The organism is Cognatundibacterium curvum (assembly GCF_014284235.1).
Lineage (GTDB): Bacteria > Pseudomonadota > Gammaproteobacteria > Burkholderiales > Burkholderiaceae_D > Undibacterium > Undibacterium curvum.
Genome location: NZ_JACOGD010000011.1, coordinates 1 through 26,427, shown reverse-complemented (window position 1 = coordinate 26,427; position 26,427 = coordinate 1). Strand labels below are relative to the sequence as shown.

22 protein-coding genes are annotated in these 26,427 nt (G+C 54.7%); 14 read left to right on the top strand and 8 right to left on the bottom strand.

The window, feature by feature from the left end; genetic code table 11:
- Positions 1-2: 2 nt before the first annotated feature.
- Positions 3-734 (top strand): Rossmann-fold NAD(P)-binding domain-containing protein, encoded by a 732-nt coding sequence (locus H8K43_RS17425; protein WP_186905037.1) that lies wholly within the window; start codon positions 3-5, stop codon positions 732-734.
- Positions 735-828: 94 nt separating this feature from the next.
- Entirely contained in the window at positions 829-1,515 is a 687-nt protein-coding gene (locus H8K43_RS17420; RefSeq protein ID WP_186905036.1) for a TetR/AcrR family transcriptional regulator, read from the top strand.
- Here the strand turns inward: H8K43_RS17420 and H8K43_RS17415 are convergent.
- Positions 1,497-1,973: an RES family NAD+ phosphorylase gene (locus tag H8K43_RS17415; RefSeq protein WP_162018258.1), complete on the bottom strand. Its 477-nt coding sequence runs from the start codon at positions 1,971-1,973 to the stop codon at positions 1,497-1,499. The genes H8K43_RS17420 and H8K43_RS17415 overlap by 19 nt on opposite strands.
- Positions 1,973-2,500 (bottom strand): type II RES/Xre toxin-antitoxin system antitoxin, encoded by a 528-nt coding sequence (gene parS / locus H8K43_RS17410; RefSeq protein ID WP_186905035.1) that lies wholly within the window; start codon positions 2,498-2,500, stop codon positions 1,973-1,975. The genes H8K43_RS17415 and parS overlap by 1 nt, the downstream gene beginning before the upstream one ends.
- A 361-nt stretch (positions 2,501-2,861) precedes the next feature.
- On the opposite strand from parS, the gene H8K43_RS17405 reads away from it, so the two are divergent.
- The 11 genes from H8K43_RS17405 (at position 2,862) to phnF (ending at position 18,923) form a co-directional block, all read left to right on the top strand.
- A complete protein-coding gene (locus tag H8K43_RS17405) occupies positions 2,862-5,771 on the top strand; it encodes a type VI secretion system Vgr family protein (RefSeq protein WP_186905034.1) in 2,910 nt (969 codons plus the stop codon).
- Entirely contained in the window at positions 5,768-7,819 is a 2,052-nt protein-coding gene (locus tag H8K43_RS17400) for a phospholipase D-like domain-containing protein (RefSeq protein WP_186905033.1), read from the top strand. The genes H8K43_RS17405 and H8K43_RS17400 overlap by 4 nt, the downstream gene beginning before the upstream one ends.
- A 9-nt stretch (positions 7,820-7,828) precedes the next feature.
- A complete protein-coding gene (locus tag H8K43_RS17395) occupies positions 7,829-9,568 on the top strand; it encodes an SEL1-like repeat protein (protein WP_186905032.1) in 1,740 nt (579 codons plus the stop codon).
- A 38-nt stretch (positions 9,569-9,606) separates the two neighbouring features.
- Positions 9,607-10,632 carry an SEL1-like repeat protein gene (locus H8K43_RS17390; RefSeq protein ID WP_186905031.1) on the top strand — a complete coding sequence of 342 codons (1,026 nt, stop codon included), beginning with the start codon at positions 9,607-9,609 and terminating at the stop codon, positions 10,630-10,632.
- 288 nt (positions 10,633-10,920) lie between these two features.
- Positions 10,921-11,952 carry a putative 2-aminoethylphosphonate ABC transporter substrate-binding protein gene (locus tag H8K43_RS17385; protein WP_186905030.1) on the top strand — a complete coding sequence of 344 codons (1,032 nt, stop codon included), beginning with the start codon at positions 10,921-10,923 and terminating at the stop codon, positions 11,950-11,952.
- Between the two features lie 139 nt (positions 11,953-12,091).
- A complete protein-coding gene (locus H8K43_RS17380; RefSeq protein WP_186905029.1) occupies positions 12,092-13,213 on the top strand; it encodes a putative 2-aminoethylphosphonate ABC transporter ATP-binding protein in 1,122 nt (373 codons plus the stop codon).
- Positions 13,210-14,982, top strand: a complete 1,773-nt coding sequence (locus H8K43_RS17375) for a putative 2-aminoethylphosphonate ABC transporter permease subunit (protein ID WP_230404077.1) — start codon at positions 13,210-13,212, stop codon at positions 14,980-14,982. The genes H8K43_RS17380 and H8K43_RS17375 overlap by 4 nt, the downstream gene beginning before the upstream one ends.
- Position 14,983: 1 nt before the next feature.
- Positions 14,984-16,093: a 2-aminoethylphosphonate--pyruvate transaminase gene (locus tag H8K43_RS17370; RefSeq protein WP_186905028.1), complete on the top strand. Its 1,110-nt coding sequence runs from the start codon at positions 14,984-14,986 to the stop codon at positions 16,091-16,093.
- Positions 16,094-16,160: 67 nt separating this feature from the next.
- The gene (gene phnX / locus H8K43_RS17365; protein WP_186905027.1) at positions 16,161-17,051 is read left to right on the top strand and encodes a phosphonoacetaldehyde hydrolase; all 891 of its coding nucleotides are present in this window, start codon (positions 16,161-16,163) and stop codon (positions 17,049-17,051) included.
- On the top strand, positions 17,048-18,163 hold the full coding sequence (locus H8K43_RS17360; RefSeq protein WP_186905026.1) for a TIGR03364 family FAD-dependent oxidoreductase: 1,116 nt from the start codon (positions 17,048-17,050) through the stop codon (positions 18,161-18,163). Before phnX ends, H8K43_RS17360 begins: the two co-directional genes overlap by 4 nt.
- Positions 18,164-18,182: 19 nt before the next feature.
- Positions 18,183-18,923: a phosphonate metabolism transcriptional regulator PhnF gene (gene phnF, locus H8K43_RS17355; RefSeq protein WP_186905025.1), complete on the top strand. Its 741-nt coding sequence runs from the start codon at positions 18,183-18,185 to the stop codon at positions 18,921-18,923.
- Between the two features lie 19 nt (positions 18,924-18,942).
- Here phnF and H8K43_RS17350 read toward each other — a convergent pair whose 3' ends face one another.
- Genes H8K43_RS17350 through H8K43_RS17335 form a run of 4 tightly spaced genes read right to left on the bottom strand, consistent with a single transcriptional unit; the run spans position 18,943 to position 23,606 of the window.
- Positions 18,943-20,559, bottom strand: a complete 1,617-nt coding sequence (locus H8K43_RS17350; protein ID WP_186905024.1) for a TolC family protein — start codon at positions 20,557-20,559, stop codon at positions 18,943-18,945.
- Complete coding sequence (locus tag H8K43_RS17345) at positions 20,552-21,841, bottom strand: ABC transporter permease (RefSeq protein ID WP_186905023.1); 1,290 nt, start codon at positions 21,839-21,841, stop codon at positions 20,552-20,554. The genes H8K43_RS17350 and H8K43_RS17345 overlap by 8 nt, the downstream gene beginning before the upstream one ends.
- Complete coding sequence (locus H8K43_RS17340) at positions 21,838-22,512, bottom strand: ABC transporter ATP-binding protein (protein ID WP_186905022.1); 675 nt, start codon at positions 22,510-22,512, stop codon at positions 21,838-21,840. Before H8K43_RS17340 ends, H8K43_RS17345 begins: the two co-directional genes overlap by 4 nt.
- Entirely contained in the window at positions 22,509-23,606 is a 1,098-nt protein-coding gene (locus H8K43_RS17335) for an efflux RND transporter periplasmic adaptor subunit (protein ID WP_186905021.1), read from the bottom strand. Before H8K43_RS17335 ends, H8K43_RS17340 begins: the two co-directional genes overlap by 4 nt.
- A 43-nt stretch (positions 23,607-23,649) precedes the next feature.
- Between H8K43_RS17335 and H8K43_RS17330 the strand changes: the two genes are divergently transcribed.
- Positions 23,650-24,375, top strand: coding sequence for a 4'-phosphopantetheinyl transferase family protein (locus H8K43_RS17330; RefSeq protein WP_186905020.1), 726 nt, complete (start codon positions 23,650-23,652; stop codon positions 24,373-24,375).
- A gap of 65 nt (positions 24,376-24,440) precedes the next feature.
- Here H8K43_RS17330 and H8K43_RS17325 read toward each other — a convergent pair whose 3' ends face one another.
- Together H8K43_RS17325 and H8K43_RS17320 are read right to left on the bottom strand one after the other, a co-directional pair.
- Complete coding sequence (locus H8K43_RS17325; RefSeq protein WP_186905019.1) at positions 24,441-24,647, bottom strand: MbtH family protein; 207 nt, start codon at positions 24,645-24,647, stop codon at positions 24,441-24,443.
- 79 nt (positions 24,648-24,726) lie between these two features.
- The coding region (locus H8K43_RS17320) for a thioesterase domain-containing protein (RefSeq protein ID WP_186905018.1) at positions 24,727-26,427 on the bottom strand (1,701 nt) is incomplete at its 5' end.

Genomic DNA, 26,427 nt, shown 5'->3' with positions numbered 1-26,427 from the left:
TCATGCAAACCTCACAAACAGCCAGGACTGAGCCTATGCGTATCCTGATACTGGGCGGCAGCGGACTGGTCGGGCAATCATTGATACGGCAAGCGCTGGCACTACCAGGCGTAACTCAGGTGTGCGCACCGACGCGCCGTGCGCTGACTGGCTTTGCTGCTGATGCGCGCCTGCTCAATCCGGTTCGCGATTTCAGTCAGCTACAGGCTGACGATGCAATCTGGCAGGCCGATGTGCTGTTGTGCGCGCTCGGCACCACGATGGCGCTTGCGGGTTCGCAGGCGGCGTTTTACCAGACCGATCATGATCTGGTGCTGCGTTGCGCGACGATGGCGCGGGCGGCGGGTGTGAACTGCATGATCTATAACTCGTCGCTGGGTGCGGCGCTCAAGGCATCCTCGTTTTATCTGCGGGTAAAAGCTGAAACTGAACGCGATCTGGCGGCGCTGGGCTTTAGCACGCTGGGCATAGTACGCCCTGCCTTACTCGACAATGAAGGACAGCAGCGGCCAGATCACAGAAGCGGTGAAGCGATTGCGCTGCGTGTGTTGCGTCCGCTGCGCTGGCTGCTGCCGGCACGTTACCGCCCGGTTGGAATCTCGGTAGTGGCAGGCGCGATGTTAAGACTGGCGCAGTCGGCCTGTGCGGGCAATGTAAGCAAAGCAGAACCAGCGCAACAAGCGACGCAAATGCCTAAGCTGCTGATACTGGAATCGGAGCAGTTGCAGGGCTGAACGCTGCGATTGCGTTGTGATTGCGCTGCGGCTGCGGCTATAGCGCAGAACAGCTACAATGTCTGACCACTGTATCCCCTGCCCTCACGCACCCATGAAGCAAAGAGCCCTGTCCGACGATGATAAAGCCTTACGCCGCAACGCCATCCTGGCAGCGGCGCGTGAACTGTTTGTTCGCGACAGCCATCAACTGCCCTCGGCCGCGCAAATTGCGCAGGCATCCGGCCTCGCAAAAGGCACGGTCTACCTGTACTTCCGCACAAAAGAGGAAATTTTTGTTGCGCTGTTAGCGCAGGAATTTGATGGTTTACTACGCCGTATCAGCAGCTATCTGGAGAGTGCGGCATTGGCGCAAGGACTGGATGGTTTGCTGCAGGAAGTCTGCGAATACATCGCGACGCATCCTGAATTTCTGCGGCTGGATGCGATGGCCTACAGCGTACTGGAACAGAATCTGAGTGAAGCGTATTTGCTGGAATTTAAAACGTCCTTGACCCAGACCCTGGTCAGCACCGGTCAGCGCGTTGATCAGGCTTTGCAATTGCCAGCGGGACGCGGAGCCGCATTGCTATTGCGTACCCACGCCTTGATACGCGGCTTGTGGCAGACGCTGGATTATCCCGAGTATTTGCAGCGCATTCTGGCGGCACCGCAATTTGCACCGATACGGCCAGATTTTCAGACGGAATTACTGGCCAGTCTGCGCGATTTCTGGGCGGGTGCGCTGGCGTCCGGGGCTAATTCCGAAGCCCATACAACGCCTCACAAACGCGGATCGTAAATAAACTGCCGCTTCACGGTCGCGCTGATTTGTCTGGCCGCCGCATGGGCGGGATTAATCAACACATTGTATTCTTCCGGCACGATGATGGATGGCACCAGCAACAGCGGCGCACTCATCCCCTGCAACCATTGCGTACCAAAATCAATACTGGCGGAGCCTGGTGGCTCGGCCAGCCAGGTCGGGTCCAGCTCGCTGGCTTCTATCACTTCGCGTTCTTTCCAGACTTTAGCCGGTATCGTGATCTGCACCAGAAAGGCATTGCGGATCGCGATCTGATCACCCAGATGCACCAGTGTCTCCAGCGTTGCGAGTGCAATGCTGGACGCGCTGTACACCACCGCACTGCCCTTGGCATTCCAGCGCCCGCCGACTGCCTTGGCACCACCGCCACTCAGATCATCGGCGCGGTATTGTGGCGTATGTTTTGCGATACGCCAGACCAGTTGCGCCGACATCAGGACACCACGCCGTACTCTATCCTTCCTAAGGTGTCGAGCACCAGCTCATAACCTGCCTCGGTATCGAGCAGCGATAAAGGCGTTTCGCCACCCAGCGCACGGTTGACGCCGCGTATCCACTGCCGCGCCGCCGATTCATCTTCCAGCACACTCAAAGCGCGCTTCCAGACTTTGTCAGCACGGTACATTCTGTCCTGCTCAGCAGAGGACAGTAAGCCATTTTTACTGATGCGGGATTTCATGGTGCTTTTCGGCAGACGCAATTGTTCAAACAAGCCATCCTGCGTCATACCAAACTGACGCGCAATCACAGGCACCAGTTCAGCACTGACCCCATTGCGCATATGGTGTATCACTTCGGTCACATTGCCACGAAAAGGCATCGTCAGTACCTTGGCTGAAGTTTTTTCTGTTGCTGCAGGGGTGGCAGATGAAGATTTGCTGCGTACAGCTACGTCTGAGATCGGTGGCAAGACCGGACCACCGCCCATTTTATCGCCACCTTTTTTCATGCTGACTGCCATATTCACCTCCGTTTTCATCTATTCAAACACACTCCTCAACACAGCACATCCATTGCTTTAGCTACATTCACAGCAAATAAAAGTCCAATACTGGATTAAATTAAGTCTCATTATAGACTTTTTCCAAGCTTAGGCCAAGCTTGCCTGCGGACTGGCGGATTTAGAAATGGCTGGCACCAACGGAGGGGAAAGCAAGGCCTTGATAAATTGCAACATTGAAAACAATTGTCAGTTAGCGCGCAGCGCTGCGCTGCCAGCCTGGAAACTCAATTAATATATAAAAGTCATTGATTTATTGACAATTAGCAATTGTCGCTTAATGACAGGCATTCATTTCTGTTTCCCATCCAGGAGCCCCATCATGCCCCAACTCTTCCACCACCCGCGTGCACTCAGCATTTCCGGTCCGGCGGTGACGGCGGGTGGGCTGGCGGGTTTTAGTCCTCTGAGCCTGTGCGGCAGCGATGGCATCAATACTTTATTCAGCTACACCCTGCGCTTGCAGAGCAGTGACGTGACAGGTGTTGCTGACTTGGGTTTAAGCGCAAAACCTGGCACCGCCTTCCATCCCGATCAGGTGATCGGCAAAGAAATCACCTGCCACATTGAACTCGAAGGCAGGGGTTCCTTTGTGTCTGGTCTGCCTGGTGGCGCTGTCGTGAATCTTGGCGCAGGCGTGCGTGAGTTGTCTGCTGTCGTGACGGCGGCACGTTTCGTCGGTCTCGACAGCCGCCATGCCGTGATTGAATGTACGCTGCAACCCTGGCTGCATCTCGCGAGTCTCTCCAGCGATTGCAAGGTGTTTCAGAATCAGACTCCCGTCGATACCATCCTCGCGGTGTTAGCCGATTATCCGTTTGCAGTCGAGCGTCGTTTAATCGAACGCTATCCGCTGCGTGATTACTGCGTGCAGTACAACGAGACCGATCTGGAGTTTGTCGTGAGGCTGATGCAGGAATGGGGCATCAACTACCATTTCGAACACAGCGCAGGCGTACACCGGCTCATCCTGTCCGATCACAATGCCGCGTTTCGCAGTGCGTCTGCGGCTTACGTCACACTGCCTTACTACCCGCCCGGTCACAAGACCGACCGCGATTACATCCACGCTTTTAGTCCCGAACACCGCCTCACCAGCGGCAGCGTCGCGAGTCGCGACTACGACTACACCCGGCCAGAAGCCAGTCTGGATGCGGGCTTCAGCGATGCTCGTCCTACCGGCCATGCGAACCAGGAAGTGTATTTATGGCGTGATGCGAATACAGGCAGCAATTACAGCCAGCCGAATGCAGGCAGTGACAATGCGCTTAATCAGACTGAACCACAGGGCGACTACCTGGCCAGAATCCGCCTGCAAGAACGGCGTCAGCACGGCCAGCGCGCAACGGGCAGCGCCTATTTACGTGGCCTGGCACCGGGCATGAGTTTTACGCTCACTGACTATCCGCAAGCCGCAGCGAATATCGAATACCTGATTTTGCACACCACATTCAGCCTGCAAAATGTGAGCGAAGATACGCAGCGCAATCTGCAGAACAATCTGCAGCATCATGTGCTGAATGTAGACACAAACCACCAAGCCGGACTCTGGCAAATCCAAACCGACTTCCACGTCCAGCCCAGTAACTGCATATTGCGCCCCGCACTGACACAAGCCAAGCCACGCAGCTTAGGCCCCGAAGTCGCACGTGTGACCGGCCCCGATCCCGACACTGCTGCTAACAACCTCTACACCGACGTCTACGGCCGCATTAAAATCCAGTTCCCCTGGGACCGCTACGGCAAACGCAATCACAACAGCAGTTGCTGGGTACGCGTCGCGCAAGCCTGGGCCGGTAATCAGCTTGGTCAACTCAGCATACCGCGCATCGGTCAGGAAGTGCTGATCAGCTTTATCGGTGGCGACCCCGATCAACCGATTTGCAGCGGTAGCCTGCACAATCAAAACAACCTGCCGCCCTGGCAGCTACCCAGTCAGCAAGCCCTGACCGGCCTGCGCAGCCGCGAACTCACAGCCGGCGGCGGCAATGCCAGTGCCGGTCGCAGCAATCACCTGATCCTCGACGACACCGCCGAACAAATTCAGCTACAACTCAAAAGCGACCACCAACACAGCCAGCTCAGCCTCGGACACATCACCCGCATCGACAACAACCGTGGACGGCAAGACCCACGCGGCCAAGGCTTTGAACTACGCACCGACGGCCACGGCGCTGTCCGTGCCAAAGACGGCATCCTGATCAGCAGCGAAGCAAGACCCCAGGCCCAGCAACATCACACCAGCCTGAACGAAAGCGCACAACGGCTGCAACACGCGCACAATTTACACGCCAGTCTGGCTGACGCCGCGCAGCAGGCCGGAGCGCAAGAAGCAAGCGATCAGCCTCAGGTCGCACAAGACCTTGAACAACAAAATGCAGAAATCGCAGGCACAGCAAACACGAACACAAACAAGGCCAGCAATACCTCCAGCACAAATCAAAACCACTTCCCCGAATTCAGCCAGCCCCACATCCTGCTCACCAGTCCTGCAGGCATCGCCAGCACCACCGCTGGCAGCACCCAACAACACAGTGCCGCCCAACACGCGATCACTGCCGAACAACACATCAGCCTCAGCAGCGGCCACAGCCTGCTCGCGAGTGCACGCAAGGCGATACGGCTGTTTGCCTACAAAGCCGGGATGAAACTGATTGCAGCAAATGGGGATGTGGATATCAAGGCGCTACAACAAAACCTGCACCTGCTCGCCAAGCTAGACATCCGCTACGACGCCGACCACATCCACATCACCGGCGCCAAACAAGTCGTGATCAACGGCGGCGGCAGTTACACCAAATTCGATACCAATATTGAGGACGGCACGACGGGTAGCAGAACTGTGCATGCGGCCAGTCACCGTCGCAGCGGCCCTAAAAATCAAGCGCTGCCGTTGACCGATCAGCGCATCGCATTGCCTGATGAAAGCGAACTGTTACTGAATCTGACTTCACATGGACAACATAGCCGCTCGTTCGCCCATGAGCCCTATCAGGTTTATAAATCGGGGACAAAAATCGCCAGCGGTGTATCGGATGCGTTTGGACAAATCCTGATCAAAAACCATAGCAACGATACGACCTCTTATCAAATCAGGCTCAGTGATGGGACGGTATTTGATATCCCTGTTCACACCCAATTAGCTAGGGTGTATGAACATCAGCTGTCGAATCAGGGACAGCGTGGTTCTCTCATGCAGAAACCTGATAATGCCACTTCCGGAGAGACATGATGAGCGCATCCACACCGCAAACCCATCAAGCCAACACGACGCATATCGACACGACAAAGCGGGTCGCACACTGTACGGTGCAATGGTTTTGTGAACGCGACCAGGCAAAACACCCTATCACTTTTCATAATCAGCTCGATATTTTTATGTGCGGTCAGCAGGCGTTCTCTGAGATAGCCCGTGACATCGCGCGCGCACAAAGCACAGTTGATCTGATTTGCTGGGGATTTGACCCTGCTATGGAACTGATACGAAAAGAGAACAGTGCATGGCCACGCGGACAGACTTATGGAGATTTGTTATCTGCGATCGCGGCGCGTGGGGTCAAGGTCAGGCTGCTGGTCTGGCATGCCTATTTGCCGGGTTACATACAAAATAATTTAGTTGGACTGACTGGCGATCAGCGCAGCGGTTATTTGTTAAGCACACCGAATACCAGCGCCGAAGATATAGCCTTAGGTGCAGCCATGCAGTCATCGATGACTGGACTGCCGCCTTCAGCCAATACAGCCATGCGCAAAACGCCTGTTAGCCCGGAACAGGCGCGCCAGGACTATTGTGTGCAATGGTGGCGGAATGCTCAGGCCGGCCGGATACCCAATCTGGAAGTCCGCTCCCGTAAAAACAATGCTGATGCAATTCTGAAAAACCTGCGCGATCCTGCCAGCCCGGAAGACATGCCCAGCGCCGCCGCGCCTAGTCATGCCGGGCTCATCAATGAATATGATCTGATCGTTAAAAATGGCACCCATCACCAAAAAACCCTCCTGATCGACTATACGCATCTGGGTGGAAAAGCCGCGACTGGCTATGTCATGGGACTCAATTCCACCAGCGATTACTGGGACACGAGCGAGCATTTATTTGATACGTCATTGCGCGAAACCGACTGGGCATTGAAATCAGCTACTGCGCGACAATTAGGGCAGCGGCGTCCTGTCAGCCGCGATCCCTTACACGATTATGTCAGCCGGATTCAGGGTGCGGCTTTACAAGATGTGCATCGTAATTTTTTCAGCGCATGGTTGCGTGCCGGGGGCAAAGCCCATCCTGAAGAAAACACTGCGCTTCCATCCTTACTGCCCAAAGTCAAAAACGGCTCGGTGATACAAATCGTGCGTACCCAGCCGGAAGAAAGCGACAAAACCATCAAGAATGCTTATTTCCAAAGCGCGGGCCTGGCACGTAATTACCTGTATATCGAAAACCAGTATTTCTTTTACGAATGCTGGGTCAGGCATCTGAAAGAAAAACGCAGCAAGTTCATCCAATGGGCGCAGGACGCGGGTAAAAAGCATCAGGAATGCACTTTACTGCATATGATTTGCGTGATTCCCCAGCCAGAAGATGATGGCATGGTGCCGCGCACCTATGACATGGTCAGGAGCCTGGGCGAAGGAAAAAGCATGGGCAGCAATGAGCAGGGTGGCCAGGGTGGACAGCAAGCACTGCTTGCGGCGATGCGTAAGCAATATGATCGCGATCTCGCCGGATGGAATAGTCTGGGTACGCATGAACAGATGGAACGTCCACACATGGAACCACAAAAGCCTGCGCTGCTGCAAACCGCAGATCAGGTGCGCGAGCCAGTCAAAAATCCTAAGACCGGTGAAATTGAAAGCATGGGGCTGAAAGTGTTATTGGCCAGACTGATTACACACAATAAAGGACGCCCGCTACCAAAACCGGCATCGAATTACCGGCAAGTCTATATCCATAGCAAGCTGATGCTGATCGATGATTCCTTCCTCACACTGGGTAGTGCAAACATGAATTTGCGCAGCATGGCAGGAGATAGTGAAATCAATATGGTCACCAATGATGTCGATAAAACGACTGAGTTACGCAAGCGGGTTTGGGCGCAGCATACGGGTGGGTTTGGTTTTTGTGACGGCGGAGATGGCACTGAAAAAGCCATTTTGAGAGCGTTTAACGATTGGATGCAACTAATGAAAATGAATGATATTTCTGTTTTCAAAGGCGAACCTATCACAGGTTTCGTCATCCCCTTCAGAGATACACGCCAAATCAGCTTCCGTCATGGATAAGGACACCCTATGCGCCGCACCCTGATTTTACTTTGCTGCTTACTGATCACCACTCTGACTGGCTGCCCTATGAAATCCACACTACCCCGCAATATGGAATTAAAAGCCTTTGATCCGCATCGTCAGGATTTTGTATGTGTGCATGAAGCCGATCAGGTGCCGCCGATTGACCCACAGGCCGAAGCCTGGTTCCAGGAAGGCATGCGCATCACCAGCCGCGATCTGCCACCCAATCAGCGCAATTACCCTAAGGCCGCAGAACTGTGGCAACAGGCCGCAGACAAACAGCACTGGAAAGCCATCCTGAATCTGGCTGGTTTGCTGACAGAAGGCGATGGCTATGCACCATATGAAATCGCTGCCGATCCTGAGCGCGCAGTCAGGCTGGTGGAGCAAGGCATGCAACTGGGCATACCGTCAGCCTTTGATCTGATGGGTAGCTTGCATCAAAACGGCGCTGGCGTGAATGGTGATGCGAGTCGCGCCTATGCATTCTGGGAACTCGCTGCCTATAAGGGCAGCCCGGGGGCGCAGACTTTTTTAGGCAAGGCATTAAGTGCCACTTACGACAATCCACAAGAAGGCTTTTGGGGAAATCGCAAAACAGGTTTACGTATGCTGGAATGTGCGTTTGCGCAGGGCTATGGTAAAGCTGCCTATGAACTTGGTGCGACCATCGTTGGAACAAAAGTTGAGCTTGATGAAAACAATGAACGCGCACTAAAGGTATTACATGAAGGCGTCAAAATGGGATGTGAAGACTGCGCTAATTATTTATCGTCGAGCTTTAGCCACCACGATGACCCACTCACGCATAACTTCATCGACTTTGCCCGTTCGGAACGTTATAGCGCCCTAGGCGACGCGCTCTATCATAACCCCGATCTCAAATTCCCCAATCTGGACAAGGTCTTGCCACTGCCATCGGCTCAACTGCCGGTTTGGAATGGGAATAAAGAAGACCTGGTCAATGCCGCCAAAGCCGTGGTCACCCCACCGCCTAAACTGCCGCCACATCCTGGCAGCAGCCGCAACAATACCCGCTATTACGTGCCACCTGGCATGACCCTGCCAGCTGAGCCGATCGAGGTCTTGGCCTACTGGCCTTATAAAGCGCCGCGCAGTGGCTACTGGTTGTTGCAGCTACCGCCTGATCCCGCCTTAGCGGACAAGCCATGGCAAATGCGCACCGTCCACGAGCTGAGTCAACATCTGGCACCACGTCATTATCTCGAACGTGAAGTGCTCGGCATGCCCAATGAATGGACCGACTGGGACAGCGACATGCAGCAAGCGATCATGGCGATGTTTTGGTGGGAGTTAAGCCCGAATCAACGTATCAACAGCCGCTGGTCATATTTGGGTAAGGCGATACCTTTGCAGCAGCCCGCATTGAGTCCGCTGGTCGCACGCCAGCTTGCGCTCTGTATCGCGCCACCGGAGCAACAACTGATGTGTGATGGGGAGCAGACTTGTCCGCAAACCGGTATCTGGCAAAGCAGTCTGGCAAATAGTCATCCATGCAGCAAACGCTGGGCGGCAATGAGTGTGACCGCGCAGCAGGCCTATGTGCAGGCCGGGGAGCGTTTTCCGGTACCACCGCAAACCGGAACAGGAACTGGCGCAGAAACCGTCATTCCAGCGGGAGAGCTGCGCTGGCAATGGCTGGGGGCAACGACCGCCAATGCAGTTAATGCAGATGGCAACAGCGTGATTAGCTTACCGGCAGTTTGGCAGAAACAGGGCTAAAACAGAGCCAGGCAGAGTCATCATAATAAGGACACCCTATGCGCCGCACCCTGATTTTACTTTGCTGCTTACTGATCACCACCCTGACTGGCTGCCCTATGAAATCCACACTACCCCGCAATATGGAATTAAAAGCCTTTGATCCGCATCGTCAGGATTTTGTATGTGTGCATGAGGCCGATCAGGTTCCGCCGATTGACCCGCAGGCCGAAGCCTGGTTCCAGGAAGGCATGCGCATCACCAGCCGCGATCTGCCACCCAATCAGCGCAATTACCCTAAGGCCGCAGAACTGTGGCAACAGGCCGCAGACAAACAGCATTGGAAAGCCATCCTGAATCTGGCTGGCCTGCTGACAGAAGGCGATGGCTATGCACCATATGAAATCGCTGCCGATCCTGAGCGCGCAGTCAGGCTGGTGGAGCAAGGCATGCAACTGGGCATACCGTCAGCCTTTGATCTGATGGGCAGCTTGCATCAAAACGGCGCTGGTGTGAATGGTGATGCGAGTCGTGCCTATGCATTCTGGGAACTCGCTGCCTATAAGGGTAGTCCGGGGGCGCAGACTTTTTTAGGCAAGGCATTAAGTGCCACTTACGACAATCCACAAGAAGGCTTTTGGGGAAATCGCAAAACAGGTTTACGTATGCTGGAATGTGCTTTTGCGCAGGGCTATGGTAAAGCTGCTTTACGACTTGGTGTCACTCTTGTCGGTAAAGACAAGAGCCTTGATGAAGACTATAGCCGGGCTCTAATCGTGCTACACGAAGGCGTCAAAATGGGATGTGAAGACTGTGCTAATTATTTATCCTCCAGTTTCCGCGCTCACGATGATCCACTCACAAATAACTTTAAAGACTCCGCCCGTTCGGAACGTTATAGCGCCCTAGGCGACGCGCTCTACCATAATCCCGACCTCAAGTTCCCCAATCTGGACAAGGTCTTGCCACTGCCACCGGCTCAACTGCCGGTTTGGAATGGGAATAAAGAAGACCTGGTCAATGCCGCTAAAGCCGTGGTCACCCCACCGCCTAAACTGCCGCCACATTCAAACTCTGCCAATTGACAGGTCTGAATACGGCGGCAGCATCGCTGCATACTCCACATACGCAATCTGCTAAACGCAGCAAGCATCCCAAAAACGAGTGAATACTCAGACGCTGCGGTAAGGCACACCTCACTCGCCGACCTCTCCCAGCGCCAGACATATCGCCGAATCAAAAAACACATATCCTTCAATATAAACGAAATTCACAAGTCATCTAGATGTCATTGGCATGTCATTTTCACTTGTTACAGTGCGCAGCGTGCAGTGTTTATCCGCCATCTGTTCAACCCCAACAAGGAAGCTCTCATGACTTTGCGAAAATTTGTACTCAGCTGTGCCACTCTGCTGTCGCTGCAATGCGCTAATGCGCTGGCTAATACCACACTGACCGTGTACACGGCGCTGGAAGCCGATCAGCTCAAGGCGTATCAGACGCAGTTTGAAAAAGAATATCCGGACGTGAAAATCAAATGGGTGCGTGATTCCACCGGCATCATCACAGCCAAGCTGCTGGCTGAAAAAGCCGCGCCGCAGGCGGATGTGGTGCTGGGTGTGGCGGCCAGTTCACTGCTGATCCTGGATAAAGAAGGCATGTTGCAGCACTATGCGCCGAAAGAAGTCGCCAAACTCAGCAAAAACTATGTAGACAGCGCAAATCCGCCAGCCTGGGTAGGCATGGATGTTTGGGGTGCGACCTTGTGCTTTAACACCGTTGAAGCAGCCAAACTGGGATTGAAAAAACCGGAAAGCTGGAAAGACTTGCTCAAGCCTGAATACAAAGGCCGCATCACAATGCCGAATCCTGCCTCCAGTGGCACCGGCTATTTTGATGTGACTGCCTGGCTGCATTTGTTTGGCGAACAGGAAGGCTGGTCGTATATGGACAAGCTGCATGAGAATATCGCGCAATACACCCATTCCGGCTCCAAACCTTGTAAGCAAGCCGCGGCGGGCGAATTCCCTATCGGGATCGCGTTTGAATATCGTGCCGCCAAGCTGAAAGAATCCGGCGCACCGATAGACCTGATATTTCCAAAAGAAGGTCTGGGCTGGGATGTGGAAGCGACTGCCATCATGAAGGGAACAAAATTCCCGGAAGCGGCGCGCAAACTGGCCGACTGGTCAGCTTCACGCTCTGCCAATGAGCAGTATGAGAAGAACTTCGCCATCGTGGCCTATCCTGGCGTCGCCAAACCCAATGCCTATATCCCTGCCAATTATGAGCAATTGCTGATCAAGCAGGATCTGCGCTGGGCCGCTGAACAGCGTGAACGCATCCTGAAAGAATGGAGCAAGCGTTACGACGCGAAATCCGAACCGAAACCAGTCAGCAAATAAAGCAGCAGGCCTTGCCGGGCCAGATTGCCCGGCAAGCTGCCGTCGCAGGCAGTCGTGGAGTCAGCCTCCGCACTTGGTCTGCCGCGTCACCATGAGTCAGCGCAGCGTGTTAAGCAAAGCACGCTGCTCAGGAAAAATTATGCATTTACACGATCTGCCGATAGTACAGTCAGCACAGTCCGACACAGAAGCCTGGCTGCGCTGCCGCGATATCAGCAAACAATTTGGCGCGACCAAGGTACTGGATCACATCAGCCTGGACATACGCAAAGGCGAATTCCTTTGTCTGCTGGGGCCATCCGGCTGTGGCAAAACTACGCTGCTGCGTATCATCGCTGGTCTGGAACAGCAAGATCAGGGACAGATACTGATGGGCAGCCGTGACATTTCACGCTTGCCACCGGCTGAGCGGCATTACGGCATCGTGTTTCAATCCTATGCCTTATTCCCCAATCTGAATGTCAGCGACAATATCGCGTTTGCTTTGCGCGACAGCCGTCAGGCCAAACAAAGACGGGTCGATGAATTACTGGATCTGATCGGCCTGCAAGGCATACAGCAACGCTATCCGGCACAATTGTCGGGTGGTCAGCAGCAAAGGGTGGCACTGGCGCGCGCATTGGCAACGGCCCCCAGCCTGTTATTGCTGGATGAGCCGCTGTCAGCACTGGATGCACAGGTACGCGATCATTTGCAGGCCGAGCTGCGCCGTCTGCAAGAAAAGCTTGGTGTCACCACAATCATGGTGACGCACGATCAGGATGAAGCTGCTGCGCTGGCAGATACTATCGCTGTCATGCATCAGGGGCGCATCGTGCAAAGCGGCACACCTGAGCAAATTTACCTCCAGCCAGCGAATCGCTTCGTGGCTGATTTTGTCGGGCGCTGCAACTGGTTCCCAATCACCCTAGATCAGAGCGGGCATTGGCAACTGGCTGGCGAAAAGCTGGCGCTGCATACTGCACCAACACTCAGCAAACAACAGCTGGAAGTATTCTGCCGTCCTGAGCATGTGCAGATACAAAGCGAATGGCAAGCACATAACCAGCAAGCCAATCAATGGATGGCGATAGTCGAAAGAGTCGATTTCCTGGCTGGCCGCCGCCGTGCCACGCTGTCTTTGTGCAAGCAACGTGACATCCGCTTCGAAGTGGAGTTACATCAGCGTGATGCCGCCTATAGCCAGCTGGTAGCCGGACAAATGGTGTGCGCGCATTTACCGCCAGCCAGCCTGACGGTATTCGACACGGAGTCTGCATGAGCGCGCCCAGAACTGCGGCGCAAACGTCGTACGCAATGCAAACTGCATCGCTATCAAATTCAGCATCCACTTCGGCGCTGTTGCGTTCAGTCTCATCACACGGCTGGAGCGATGTTGCAGGCAAGCTCTTGCTGATCGTAGCGGCGGCTTTACTGCTGCTCTTTTTGGTCTGGCCAGTATTGAGCATACTGCAAAAAGCACTGCAAAATCAGGCCGGTGAATGGATAGGCTTGCAGCATTTCTTTGCTGTACTGAGCGAAGCGAGAATCTGGCAGGCCGTCACTAGCAGTCTGCAACTGGCGCTGATCACGCTGGCCATCGTGTTACCTGTTGCCTTGCTGGCGGCATTTGCACTGATGCGTTCGGCCTTGCCGCTGCGCCGCCAATTACGTGGCTTGCTACTCTTGCCTATGTTATGCCCTTCGCTGATGCCTGCGATTTCTCTGGTCTATTTATTTGGCAATCAGGGCTTACTGAAATCCTGGCTGGGATCACACAGCATTTACGGACCGATAGGCATCGTCATCGGCGAGGTGTTTTACACTCTGCCGCATGCCATCCTGATCCTCAGCACCGCGCTCAGCGTGGCCGATGCGCGGCTGTATGAAGCGGCGCAAAGCCTGGGTGCCAGCCGCATGCGCCAGTTTTTCAGCATTACTTTGCCCGGCATACGCTTTGCCTTATTGTCGGTCGCACTGTTGGTACTGACGATGGTGGTGACGGATTTTGGTGTTCCTAAAGTAATCGGTGGTCAGACCCAGACGCTGGCACTGGAAGCCTATAAACAAGTCATCGGCCAGCAAAATTTTTCTCAGGGTGCGGTAATAGGACTGCTACTGCTGACCCCGGCCTTGCTGAGCTTTGCGCTGGAACGCTATACCGCCAGTCGTCCGGAAGCCGGTCTGAGCGCGCGCAGTCTGAATCTACAAATACGGCGCAATGTCTGGCGTGATGCGCTGCTGGGCTTGCTATGTGGCTTGATGCTGTTATTCGTGCTGGCTTTGTTTGGCACAGGAATTTATGCAGCACTGATCCGTTTGTGGCCGTATCAGATGGAACTGACGCTGAACCATTTCAATTTTGATGCGGTCGACGGTGGTGGCTGGTCAGCCTTTCTGAACAGCCTGCAACTCGCCTTACTGACGGCATTGGGTGGCACGGTGCTGGTCACTGTAAGCAGTTATCTGAGCCTGAAAAAATTCAGTCAGCACTGGCTCAGCCGCTGCCTGCAACAACTGGCATGGTGGCCGATGGCGATACCCGGCATGGTATTGGGTCTGGGCTATATCTTTTGCTTCAATCAGCCTGCGCATCCGCTGCATTTCCTATATGGCGGCATGAGCCTGATGGTGATGGCGACCATCATGCACTTTTACACCACCGCCTACCTGACCCTGAGTACGCGATTACGCAAGCTGGACAAGGAGTTTGAGGCCGCAGGCCAGAGTATGGGGCGTAGCTGGCTGACCCTGTTCTGGCGCATCACCCTGCCCCTGTGCCTGCCTGCGCTGATAGACGTATTCCGCTATTTCTTTGTCTCTGCCATGACCACGGTCAGCTGCGTGATTTTCCTGTACAGCCCGGACACCGTGCTGGCGTCGGTATCAGTACTGAATATGGACGATGCCGGAGATACCGCTGCTGCGGCTGCAATGGCGACCCTGATCGTTGTGACCTCATTATTCATCAACCTGATTTTGCAAATGCTGACTGGCCTGCTCGAAAGCCGTCATCGCCGTTGGCAACAAGCACTTACCAAGGAGTCCTGATATGCGTGATCCCATCCTGCTCACCCCCGGCCCGCTGACCACCAGCCTGGCAACCAAAACCGCCATGCTGCATGATTATGGTTCCTGGGATGCTGATTTCAACCGTCTGACCGCCAGCGTCTGCCAGCAATTACTCGCCATTATTAATCCGGCTGAAAACGAATTTGTCTGCGTTCCCCTGCAAGGTTCAGGCACCTTTGCAGTAGAGGCCGCGATTGGCAGCCTGCTGCCTAAAGACGGCAAATTACTGGTACTGGTAAATGGTGCTTACGGCAAGCGCATGGCACAGCTGACCCATATGATGGGACGTGCCTGCGCGGTGCTGGATGCAGGCGAAACCGAGGCCATCGACACTGAACAATTACGTAGCTATCTGGCCGCCCATCCTGAGATCAGCCATGTCGGCGTGATTTATGTAGAAACCAGTACCGGCATCCTGAATCCGCTGCAGCAAATCGCTGACATCGTGCATGCTGCCGGACGCCGCCTGATCATCGATGCCATGAGTGCCTTCGGCGCCTTACCTCTGGATAGCCGCAGCCTGCGCTTTGATGCGGTGATTGCGAGTAGTAATAAATGTCTGGAAGGCGTACCGGGCATGGGCTTTGTACTGGCACGCCGCACGGCCTTAATGGAAGCGGAAGGCAATAGCCATTCGCTGTCGCTCGATCTGTACCAGCAATGGGCGTATATGCAGCGTACGGGCCAATGGCGTTACACCCCACCCACCCATGTGGTGGCGGCACTGGCCAGCGCACTCGACCAGTATCAACAAGCTGGCGCACAAGCCGGCAGACTGGCGCGTTACCAGCAACTGTGCGATCACCTGCTGCAAGGCTTACAGCGTCTGGGCTTGCGCTCTTTCCTGCCCGCCGACATTCAGGCACCCATCATCGTGACTGTCCATGCGCCCGCTCATCCAAACTGGAACTTCCAGCAATTCTATGAGCTGGTCAAACAGCGTGGCTACATCCTGTATCCGGGCAAACTGACTGAAGTCGAAAGCTTCCGCATAGGCTGTATCGGCGCGATACAAACGGCCGATCTGGACGGTGCACTGGCGGCGATCGCGGATGCTTTAAAACAGATGGGCATCCCTAAAGAACAATGAAATAGCAGCGCAGTTCACCGCTGTTATCCAACACAAATACCAATTTCAAATTTAAGGAAACTTCAGTATGACTACACACACGCCACAAGCCGCCATCAGCAATGTGATTGACGCTGCAGTCCAACATCCATACCGCTATCAGCGCCGCTACAGCGGTCGCCTGCAAGCTGTGATTTTTGACTGGGCTGGTACCCTGGTTGACTTTGGTTCGTTCGCACCGACTCAGGTACTGGTTGATGCGTTTGCGGGCTATGGTTTCCAGATTTCGCTGGCGGAAGCGCGGGTACCGATGGGGATGGCAAAGCGGGATCATATCCGTGCCATCACCCGCATCCCGGCAGTGGAACAGCGTTGGATTACACAATTTGGCAGCAGCGCCACCGAAGCCCAGATTGATCATATTTACGAAAGCTTTATGCCTATGCAGATCAGCCAGGTCGCGCAGTATTCAGCACCGATACCTGGCGCGCTGGAGACTTTGCAGGCTTTGCGTGAGCGACAAATCAAAATAGGTTCCTGCTCTGGTTATCCACGTCAGGTCATGAATACCTTGCTGCCACACGCGAGCCAGGCTGGCATTACCGTCGACTGCGCAGTAGCGGCGGATGATCTGGCGGCTGGTGCGCGTCCTGGTCCGTGGATGGCCTTGCAAAACGTGATCGCACTGGGCATTACGGATGTCGCTGCCTGCGTCAAAGTCGATGATACCGTACCCGGCATTGCGGAAGGCCTCAACGCCGGTATGTGGACCGTCGGTCTGGTTTTATCAGGTAATGAAGCAGGTTTCAGCCTGGCAGAATTTGAAGCCGCAGATGCCAGTCTGAAGGATAAAAAACGCCAGTATGCAGGTCAGTTACTGGCGCAGGCTGGCGCGCATTACCTGATCGACAGCGTCGCGCAATTGCTGCCGGTGTTAGAGGACATCCAGTTGCGCATGCAGCGTGGCGAGCGTCCATGAACAGGCACAAACCACGTCTGACCATCGTCGGCGCTGGCATGCTGGGCTTAGCCCATGCGCTGGCGGCGGCTGAACGGGGCTATCAGGTCGATATCTATGAGCGCGACAGTCAGGCGCTGGGCGCTTCGGTCAGAAATTTCGGCCTGGGTCTGCATCTGGGCCATGCCCGGGGAGAGATGCTGGAACTGGCACGCGCCAGCCTGCAACGCTGGCGTCAGATACTGCCTGAATTAGGCATCTGGTACAAAGAAGCTGGCAGTCTGATGGTGGCGCGTAACCGCTATGAAGCTGAATTACTGGAATGCTTTCAGCAGACACTGGGCAGCGAGTATGGCACTCAGCTCATGAGTCTAAGCCAGCTTACTGATGCAGGCTGGCAGGGTGAATCGGCTTTGGCCAGTCCGCATGAAATCGGCTTTGCCTCAGCCCAGCTGATCCCGCGTCTGAGTGCATGGCTGCAGCAAACCAAAGATGTACGCATACATTATCAATGTGCAGTGCTGGGCATCGAGGATCAGGTGCTGCACACTGCGCAGGGGCTGGTGAAGGCCGACCATATCCTGCTGTGCAGCGGTCATGAATTCCGTCATTTAATGCCGCAATTGTATGCTGACAGCGGCATACGCTTATGCAGTCTGCAAATGCAGGAATTAGGGATTGCGCCGCGCCGTATCGCGCCTACCTTGCTGACTGGTTTGTCCTGCCTGCACTATCCGGCCTTCCGCCAGACACCGCAACTCGCGCTGCTGGCTGAACGCTACCAAGCACATTTACAGGAACAACATCCGCAAATACCGGAACATGGTATCCACCTGATAGTGCAGCAATTAGACGACCCCAGCCGCATCATCGTCGGGGACACCCACCATTACGCAGACGATGCTGCTGTCTTTCAGAGTGCGGCATCAGATCTGATCCTGCGTGAACTATGCAGTGAATTGTTGCAAACGCCAGTCTCTGCTATCCGTCACTGGCAAGGCGTATATGCGAGCGCAGCTCAGCCTTATCAGGTTCTGCGACCGCAGCCACATCTGACTGCAGTCAACATGACGGCAGGCATAGGGATGAGCGTTGGTCTGGCACTGGCAGCGCAGGTGGTAGAATCGCTGTAATCCACCAAAAACACAGACCATGAGCATACAGCAATCCAACACCTCTGCTTTCAAACGCGGCCAGGGTACGCCGGTATGGCGTCAGATCGAAGCCATACTGGCGCAAGATATCTATAGCGGCAAATTAAGCGGCAAGCTGGACAATGAAACCAGTCTGTCGGAACGCTTTGGTGTGAACCGTCACACGGTGCGACAAGCAGTGAAAGCGCTGGCGGAACGCGGACTGATCGAAGTAGTACAAGGCAAAGGCAGCTTCGTACGCGAGGAAGTGATCGCCTATGAACTCGGTGAACGCACCCGGCTCGCACATAGTCTGGCTAAGGCAAGAAAAATCGGACACAGCCGGATACTGAACGATCACGTCTTGCCTGCCACTGCCAGCGTGGCGCAGATGCTGGGTATAGACGAACATACTGAGGTGCTGCAAATTGACACCCTTGATGTGGTGGAAGATAAAGTACTGGGCGTCTGTACCCAGTATTTTCCGCTGCCGCGCTTCGCCGATTTTGCACGCCACTACCAGGAACTGGGTAAAACCCATCTGGCACTGCAAGCCTGCGGTGTACAGGAATTCACGCGTAAGCTGAGCCGCATCAGCGCCCAGCTGCCTGACAAACACGTGGCACGTCAGTTACAGCAATCCAGCTCCAGTCCTGTGCTGTGCGTGGAAAGCGTGTATCAGGATCAGGATAAACACATTATAGAATATGGTATTTCCCTGCTCAGCAGCAGCTCAGTACAAGTGGTGATCGAGCCCTGATCTGGCACCGGATCTCAATTTATGGCGCGGTCAGTTCAGCGCCTGTACGTTGGCGTGCCACCGCGGGGAACAGGAAATCCAGCTGTGCCAATGCAGCCTCATTGTGGGCGATGGCGAGTTCTGCCGTCGCCACCTCTTCCCGATTTTGCGCTTCACTGAGAGCGAGCGTGCTACCGGTGCCATGGCTCAGTTTATCAGCCGCTAACCGGCGCTGCGATATCGCCAGCTCCAACCTGCTCTGTGCCAGCTCCTGTTGCAACTGTGCGCTCTTCAGTTTCAGCTGTGCTTTTTCTCTGGCGCGCGCGCGCTCATCATCCCATTCCTGATTGCGCAATTGCAGGCGCTCTGCCTCAAGCACGCTTTCCGCTATTTTGTGACGAACCAGCGCGCCATCAAACAAGGTGTAGCTGAGTGAGACACCGACGCTGGCATCGCGCCTGTGCACATTGCCGACGGAAGTCGTGTTGCTGCTATCAGTACGTCCCACTCCCGCGTACTGCGCATACAGACTGATCTTAGGCCTGGCAGCAGCCTGCTGTATCTGTATCTGTTTCTGAGCTGCCTGTAGCTCCAACAGATTTTTTTTGCTATCCAGCCCGGGTTCTGCGTAAGGTGCTGCGGCTGCCAGATCCTGTTCCTGCGTGCTGTCAAACCCACACATTGTGTCCGCTTCAGTATTTGCTGTGGCCACTGCATTCATCGCAATGCTGAATTGCAGATAACTGGATTCCAGGTCTGTCGTGCGCAGCCTGAGCGTGAGCTGATGCTCGTTGAGCGCATTCGCGACCGTGCGATATTCGATATCAGCAATACGCCCTTGCGACCAGCGTGTTGCTGCGAGTGTTTGTTTTTCCTGGGCTAATTGCACAGCGCTTTGTGCCATCGCTCGCCGCACACAAGCATGCCGCAGTTGAAAATAGCTTTGCGCGACTTCAAATACAACACGCCTGACTGTCAGGCTTTGCTGTACATCCATGCTGTCTTTTTGTACGACTGCGTGCGCCAGCATGGCCTGATCGCGTCCGCCATTGTAGAGATCGTAATCAATGCGTAAAGATGGCGTAATCTGGTATTTAGGCAGGCTGCGTATAGTTTCTGCGGTATATGTTCCAGCGCCGGGCACGGTAACGGAAGACGTCGTGCCTGAATAGGTATCGTAATTATTGGTCGCCAGTGCATCAGCCAACACGCGTACTGTAGGTTTAAAGCTGGCCTGCGCCTGATCAATTTTAGTTTGCGCGCTTTGCGTTGCGAGCTGCGCGATACGGATAGCCAGCCGCTTACGCAATGCGATTTGAATTGCCTGCTCCAGTGAACGGGGACGCGCTGACTGAGCTGCGTTTGCAGACAGGTCTGCAGCGGCTGGAACATCTGGAGCGTCTGGAGCATAAGAACCATAGCCCTGTGCATCCGTTTTTTGTGTGCGGAAGCTAGCTGTCTGTCTGGAATCAAGCATACTGACAACACTCAGTGGACGTACTGCGGCCGGTTTGAATGTCAGGCTCTGACTGTAGCGCAGCGTCATTGCATCCTGTGTTTCTGCGGCCCGCGCTACTTGAGCAAGACCAGACATCGCGGCTGCAATCAAACTCAGACTGCAGAGTGCATATAGTGCTTTCGCATAGTTTTTATTCATAGCGTAATGCCTCAACCGGACGTAAAGCAGCTGCCCTGTATGCAGGATAAAATCCTGAAATCAAACCTATCACTACCGAAACGACCAGCGCAAGCAGCGCAGTGACTGGCGAAGGTAATAAGGGAAATCCGGTCAGCTGCACAATCAGGTAGCTGGTAGCAAATCCCAGTAACAAACCAAGTACGCCACCCAGACCGCTGATCAAAGCTGCTTCGAGTAAGAATTGCAGCAGGATGGAACGCTCGGTGCCACCCAGGGCCTTGCGCAAGCCAATTTCCCGCGTGCGTTCCAACACAGAGGTACTCATGATATTGAGTATGCCCAGGCCAGCCACAAACAAGGACACCGAGGCGGCGATGATGCCTATCTTGGAGACGCCGCCTAAAATCTTATCGGCGGTTTCTATATACTGCTCCATGGTGTCAGCGCGGTAGTCATAATTCCCTTTGTGCTCACGCTGGAGAAAGGCAATGATCTGCCCGGTTCCCAGCGCGGCCGGGGCCTGATCGTTGACCAGTTGCGCCTGTATGGTATCGATGTCTTTACTACCCATGATCGCTTGCTGGCGGTTGTAGGGGATCAGTGCACGTGCGTCCGCGTCACCACCACCGGACGAACCTATACTGGATAAAAAACTGCGGTCCTTGTGCGCCAATACGCCGATGACTTCGAACGTCTGTCCATACAACTGCACTTCCATGCCCAGAGGATTACTCTGACTGCCAAACAGCTCACGACGTGTGGTTTCACCTATCACGATGACCTTACGCTTGCGGGCGATATCATCCGCATTCAAGCCCCTGCCCATAGACGTGGAATCATTATTGATTTCCATGTAGTCTGGCCCGACGCCGACTGCATTCACACGGCTGAATTTACTACCGGCTTTCAGCAGGTTAACGCCATTGCGCCCGTTGTAGACTAAGGGCGAAAAACGCGCAACCGAAGTGCAGCAGCCCGACTTGCCAAGCGCGATCAGATCCTCATTTGTGATGCCGCTGCCCGCTCTTTGCAAGCGCTGAGGATCAAGGATTTTTCTGTCGCGATAAATCCAGACTGTGCGCAGGCCAAAGGTCTGCAACTCTGAATACACCACATTTTTTCCGCCTTCACTGACCACACCGATCAGTATCACCGCAGATATCCCGATGGCGACGCCGAGTACGCTCAGGAAAGTCCGGAAACGCCGGTGTCCCAGGCTCAGTAAGGCCTGAGCCAGCAAATCGCGCCCCTGAATACTGCGCCGGGCCTGTCGCGTATAGGTCGATTGTTGAGCACTCATTTGCAACTATCCCTGTCCACTAATCCATCCCGCAAATGAATCACACGACGTGCATAGGCGGCGATCTCATTCTCATGGGTCACCATGATGATGGTCTTGCCTTTCGCATGCATGTCACAGAAAATTTCCATAATTTCTGTGCCGGATTTCGAATCCAGTGCACCAGTGGGTTCATCGGCAATCACGATTTCCGGATCATTCACCAAGGCCCGCGCAATCGCAACACGCTGTTGCTGTCCACCCGATAACTGTGCCGGAGTGTGATCCAGTCTGTGCCCAAGCCCCACATCGCTTAGCGCCTGACTGGCACGCGCCAGGCGTTCATCAGGCGGTACACCCGCATACACCATAGGCAGCTCCACATTACGCAAGGCATTCTGGCGCGGGATCAGATTGAAGGACTGAAAGACAAAACCAAACAATTGATTGCGCACGCGTGCAAGCTGTGCTTCACTGCTGTTGTCCAGATTTTCACCATTGAGTACATAACGCCCCTCATCCAGCACATCCAGGCAACCCAGCACATTCATCAACGTTGATTTTCCGGAACCGGACGGCCCCATAATCGCGACAAAATCATGGGCCGCAATGTCTAGCGTTATATCCTTCAACACTGGCACTAAAGTCGCACCATGGCCATAGGATTTTTTACCGTTCTGTATGCTGATCATGGTTTGACCAATGTGTGCGCGGTGTCGATCACTGTCCCCTCGCTGAGCATTTCGCCTTGCGGCACAACGATGGTTTGCCCGGCTTCCAGGCCCGAACGTATCTCAGCATAGCGATCGCCCATCATGCCGACCACGACGGCTTGCTGCTTTAGCTTACCGTTCACAAGCAGCCAGACAAAGCTCTTGCCAGCTTTGCTGAACAACGTCTCAACCGGTACACGAATCACGGTCTGTGCAGAGCCAGTCAGTATCCTGACATCCAGTTGCTGATTGAAACGCGCATTCAGGCCGCCCGCCGCAAGACTGAGCCACACGGCCAGATAATCCGTACTGCCCTCGCGCTCCACTGCTGGATTGATGCGGATTACTTTCTCCCTGACTTCTGTTTCAGGATGCCCATCCAGCGCAATCAGTGCTGACATTCCCTCTTTGACAAAAGCAGCGTCAGCAGGCTCAATTTTGGCGAGCACCTGCATACTGTTTTCCGGGATGATAGCCAGCAGTGGTTTGCCTGCCTGTGCTGTTTCACCGGCTTTGATGTCTACGCTGACCACTACGCCGCTGACCGGTGCGGAGAGACTGCGTTTTTTCAAACGAAGTTGCAGGCGACCGGCATCGGCGCGCACTGTATCCCGCCGGGCTTCCAGGCTACGCAATTGCAAGTCCAGCTCCTTCACACGCTCTCTGGATTCACCGCCGGCTAACATATCCTGATGTACCGCATCACGTTGCGCGCGCCGGCTCGACATATCCGCTTCTGCCTGCTGCAACTGCGCCTGCTGTATCTGCTGTTCAGCTTGGATATCTGTGGTATCCAGACTCAGCAAGGCTTCGCCTTTAGTCACATGGCGACCAGTTTGCACCAATACCTCGCTGACACGGGCTGACTCCTCTGCTGCCAACACCACTTTTCGCTCACTGGCAGCCAGGCCCGTGACACGCAGCTGAGACTCTATGGTGCCACGGTCAACCTTGACCAGTTGTAGTGCAAGTCCAGGCTGCGCGGGCCGCACAGTCCGGTTCAGTAAGACATAAGCCAGGGCCGGTAAGCTCAAGCCCAGTATCAGGTACAGTAGTAAAGATTTTGTTTTCATATTTTTTAAGCTGCTAATCTTGACTGATTTCAGGTGGCCACATATGCAGTGCTATCATGTCTGTGTTGAATTAGCCCATTCCATCCCATTTAAATTCCATATGAAAACCGACACCGTTTCTGATTCATGCTGGATACGCCCATTACTACCGCCCGAGATCTTCGTCGCGGAAGCAACTATAGAATCAGCGCACACGGAAACCGGGCTTCTGGCGGGATTATTTAGTGAAGAACGCGAAGCCATTGCACGTGCTGTACCACGGCGCCAGGCAGAATTCGCAAGCGGACGGCGGCTGGCGCACCAGGCGCTCAAACAGCTAAACGGACTAGCCTGTGCCATTCCTGTGGCAGCTGACCGTTCACCGCTGTGGCCGGCTGGCATCATAGGTTCCATCACCCACTCCGAAAGCGTGGCAGCCGTTGCTGTGACGCGTGTTGGTGGCGCATGGCAAGCGCTAGGCATAGACCTCGCCAATATCCAGCGTTTCGAACCGGATCTGGCGCGTGTGATTTGCACGCCAGCGGAACGTGCCGCTGCATTGCCCTTACCTTTAGTATTCAGCGCCAAGGAATCTTTATTCAAATGCCTGCATCCGCTAACCAAAGTATGGATGGATTTTTCTGACGCAGAGATAAGTCTGAGTTCTGATTCAGAATTTGTAGCAGTGCTGACAAAAGACTGCGGCCACTTCGCAAACGGGACCGTGATCACAGGTCGCTGGCGCGAGCATGCTGGCACCATGTGTACCGCCATCTGTTTGCCAGCCTGAATTTGAATCTGCTTCCGAATCTGAGCCTGAACCAGCTGGTCAGGAGCTTGATTGACCGTCATGCCTTACCCCAAAGCACGCAAGCTAAACGGACGCATGTCGCGCCACAAATCAGCGACTTGCGCCAGGCATTCTTCTTTTGATCCTGGGCTGCCGGTCTGCTTCCAGCCAGCGGGGATGTCCAGCTGCTCCGGCCAGATTGAATATTGTTTTTCAGCGTTAACCAACACCAGCCAGTCCCAGTTGTCTTCATATGCATTTTGCTTATCCATAGTCATGATGCGCAGACCCTAAAATTGAATTAAATTGAATTGAATTGAATTGAACTGAATTGAAATGAAATACATAAAATTACTCAGCCAAATGCGGCGTAAGGAATGCAGCGACCTTGTCGGCCCATGCCGCCTGCATCAGCGCAGCGTGACTGCAGTCCAGATCGAGCGTATCTACCCCGGATTGCAAATGTGTACGCCAGTCAGACAACTGTTGCGCGCTCTGTGTGGCGCGGATTTGCAGGCAGACAGCCTCATCAGGCAGTTGAAAGCGAGGCGTTTGCCAGGCATGCGCCGCTTGCATCATCTTGAGTGCAACATCGACCCAGCGCTGCGCATCTGCCACAGCAAATCCGGCTGGCACCAGGCCCTGGGTTTGCAATAACTGCACCAATTCTTCGACAGAGCGTGGCAATTCCTGCAAACCGTCAGCGCCCAAGCCCTCCATCGCTTCAGCCATGATTTGTGTTGGCGTGAGCGCTGCAGGCTGCTCAGCCACCGCCATAGGCACATCAAGCAAAGCGAGTAAGGAAACCGACTGCGCCTGTGCCTGCAGCTGACTCACGATTTCAAGTGCGATCAAGCCACCCAGCGAATAACCCGCGATCTGATACGGTCCTTCGGGCTGCACCTGGCGTATGCAGGCAATATAGTTGGCAGCCATCGCAGCGATACTGGTGTGCGCCACCTCACCTGCTTCCAGACCGGGCGCCTGCAAACCATAGACCGGTACCTGATCCGGTAACTGCCTGACCAAATCCTGATAGCAAAACACCGTGCCGCCATAAGGATGAATAGCAAACAGCGGGCGGCGTGATCTGCTGGCGCGCAAGGGTACCAAGGGTCCATGACCAAGCAGCGCCGCATTCGCATGTAAGCTGGCCATGGCTTCTATGGTCGGAAAGGCAAACAAACTGCGTAAAGGCAGCGCCGCATCCAACGCAGCATTACAAGCAGCATGCAGACGTATCGCCAGCAAGGAATGCCCGCCCAGCTCAAAGAAGTTATCGCGCACGCCGATTTGCGTGCGCCCCAGTACGGATTGCCAAATGGCTTGTAAGCGCTGTTCAATCGCATTGCGCGGCGCAAGATAGACGCGCTGAGTCAGCACAGCATGATTGTCATCCAGCGCTGGCAAGGCCTTAACATCTAACTTCCCGTTCGCGTTCAAAGGCAAGCTCTCCAGCCACACATAGGCCGAGGGCAGCATTGCGTCCGTCAGCCTGCGGCTCAGCACACTGTGCAAGTCCGCACTATTCTGTGGCCCGCCTTCCTGTGCCACCACATAGGCCACCAGCCGTTTTTCTTTTTGGCCTGCGTCTTGCCGTGCGATGACTGCGGCCTGGCGTATGCCCACCTGCTGACGCAGGGTATTTTCTATCTCACCAACTTCGATGCGCTGGCCGCGTATTTTGACCTGGTGATCGGCGCGGCCTAAGTACTCCAGGCTGCCGTCTGCGCGCCAGCGTACACGGTCGCCGGTGCGGTACATGCGGCTGCCGGGTTCACCCCAGGGATTTGCCACAAAGCGTTCTGCGGTCAAACCAGGCTGACCGAGGTAGCCACGCGCCAGTCCGGCACCACCCAGGAAGAGCTCACCTTCGACACCCATCGCTGCCAGCTGCCAGTGGGCATCAAGCACATAGGCCTGGCAGTTTGCCAGTGGCTGACCGATGGGCAGGATGGCGGGCAGTTGTGCTATCGCTTCTGACTCAGCTGGCGGCAGTTGCCAGGTACTGGCGTCTATCGTGGTTTCGGTCGGACCATAAACATTGATGAT